Annotated in this window: 1 rRNA gene (only partly in view); it reads left to right on the forward strand. The window is 53.2% G+C overall.

Annotated elements, in window-relative coordinates:
- Positions 1-2,536: ribosomal RNA gene (locus ACQKRQ_RS41350) — 23S ribosomal RNA — on the forward strand; it begins 198 nt to the left of the window's first position.
- Positions 2,537-2,596 lie beyond the last annotated feature (60 nt).

Here is a 2,596-nt window from a genome sequence, read left to right on the forward strand (position 1 = left end):
CGTGGAAGAACTGGGTGTACGACAAGTAGGGCGGGACACGTGAAATCCTGTCTGAAGATGGGGGGACCATCCTCCAAGGCTAAATACTCGTGATCGACCGATAGTGAACCAGTACCGTGAGGGAAAGGCGAAAAGAACCCCGGGAGGGGAGTGAAATAGATCCTGAAACCGCATGCATACAAACAGTCGGAGCCTTCGCAAGGGGGTGACGGCGTACCTTTTGTATAATGGGTCAGCGACTTACATTCAGTGGCAAGCTTAACCGATTAGGGCAGGCGTAGCGAAAGCGAGTCCGAACAGGGCGTTCAGTCGCTGGGTGTAGACCCGAAACCAGGTGATCTATCCATGGCCAGGATGAAGGTGCGGTAACACGTACTGGAGGTCCGAACCCACTAACGTTGAAAAGTTAGGGGATGAGCTGTGGATAGGGGTGAAAGGCTAAACAAACCTGGAAATAGCTGGTTCTCTCCGAAAACTATTTAGGTAGTGCCTCGTGTATCACCTTCGGGGGTAGAGCACTGTCATGGTTGTGGGGTCCATTGCGGATTACTACGCCATAGCAAACTCCGAATACCGAAGAGTGCAATCACGGGAGACAGACATCGGGTGCTAACGTCCGGTGTCAAGAGGGAAACAACCCAGACCGCCAGCTAAGGTCCCCAAATATTGCTAAGTGGGAAACGAAGTGGGAAGGCTAAAACAGTCAGGAGGTTGGCTTAGAAGCAGCCATCCTTTAAAGAAAGCGTAATAGCTCACTGATCGAGTCGTCCTGCGCGGAAGATGTAACGGGGCTAAGCAATATACCGAAGCTGCGGATGCATATTTATATGCATGGTAGGAGAGCGTTCCGTAAGCCTGCGAAGGTGCATTGAAAAGTGCGCTGGAGGTATCGGAAGTGCGAATGCTGACATGAGTAGCGATAAAGGGGGTGAAAGGCCCCCTCGCCGTAAGCCCAAGGTTTCCTACGCAACGTTCATCGGCGTAGGGTGAGTCGGCCCCTAAGGCGAGGCAGAAATGCGTAGCTGATGGGAAGCAGGTTAATATTCCTGCACCATTGTTAAATGCGATGGGGGGACGGATCGCGGAAGGTTGTCCGGGTGTTGGAAGTCCCGGTCGCTGCGTTGGAGAAGGCACTCAGGCAAATCCGGGTGCGCAATTCAAGGGCGTGGCGCCATTCACTTCGGTGAAGAAGCAACTGGAAGTGGTTCCAAGAAAAGCCTCTAAGCTTCAGTTTAACAAGACCGTACCGCAAACCGACACAGGTGGGCGAGATGAGTATTCTAAGGCGCTTGAGAGAACTCGGGAGAAGGAACTCGGCAAATTGGTACCGTAACTTCGGGATAAGGTACGCCCCTGTAGCTTGACTGGCCTGCGCCAGAAGGGTGAAGGGGTTGCAATAAACTGGTGGCTGCGACTGTTTAATAAAAACACAGCACTCTGCAAACACGAAAGTGGACGTATAGGGTGTGACGCCTGCCCGGTGCCGGAAGATTAAATGATGGGGTGCAAGCTCTTGATTGAAGTCCCGGTAAACGGCGGCCGTAACTATAACGGTCCTAAGGTAGCGAAATTCCTTGTCGGGTAAGTTCCGACCTGCACGAATGGCGTAACGATGGCCACACTGTCTCCTCCCGAGACTCAGCGAAGTTGAAGTGTTTGTGATGATGCAATCTCCCCGCGGCTAGACGGAAAGACCCCATGAACCTTTACTGTAGCTTTGCATTGGACTTTGAACCGATCTGTGTAGGATAGGTGGGAGGCTTTGAAGCGTGGACGCCAGTCTGCGTGGAGCCGACCTTGAAATACCACCCTGGTTTGTTTGAGGTTCTAACCTTGGTCCGTTATCCGGACTGGGGACAGTGCATGGTAGGCAGTTTGACTGGGGCGGTCTCCTCCCAAAGTGTAACGGAGGAGTACGAAGGTACGCTAGGTACGGTCGGAAATCGTGCTGATAGTGCAATGGCATAAGCGTGCTTAACTGCGAGACCGACAAGTCGAGCAGGTGCGAAAGCAGGTCATAGTGATCCGGTGGTTCTGTATGGAAGGGCCATCGCTCAACGGATAAAAGGTACTCTGGGGATAACAGGCTGATACCGCCCAAGAGTTCATATCGACGGCGGTGTTTGGCACCTCGATGTCGGCTCATCTCATCCTGGGGCTGTAGCCGGTCCCAAGGGTATGGCTGTTCGCCATTTAAAGAGGTACGTGAGCTGGGTTTAAAACGTCGTGAGACAGTTTGGTCCCTATCTGCCGTGGGCGCTGGATATTTGAAGGGGGCTGCTCCTAGTACGAGAGGACCGGAGTGGACGAACCTCTGGTGTACCGGTTGTCACGCCAGTGGCATCGCCGGGTAGCTATGTTCGGAAGAGATAACCGCTGAAAGCATCTAAGCGGGAAACTCGCCTTAAGATGAGATATCCCCGGGGCTTCGAGCCCCTTGAAGGGTCGTTCAAGACCAGGACGTTGATAGGTCAGGTGTGGAAGCGCAGTAATGCGTTAAGCTAACTGATACTAATTGCCCGTAAGGCTTGATCCTATAACCGGTGTGTTTTGCGATGACCGTCAGTGCTTCAGCACTTGCGCGCATCCCACCCCC

The sequence above is a fragment of the Paraburkholderia sp. NPDC080076 genome (assembly GCF_050281145.1).
Taxonomy (GTDB): domain Bacteria; phylum Pseudomonadota; class Gammaproteobacteria; order Burkholderiales; family Burkholderiaceae; genus Paraburkholderia.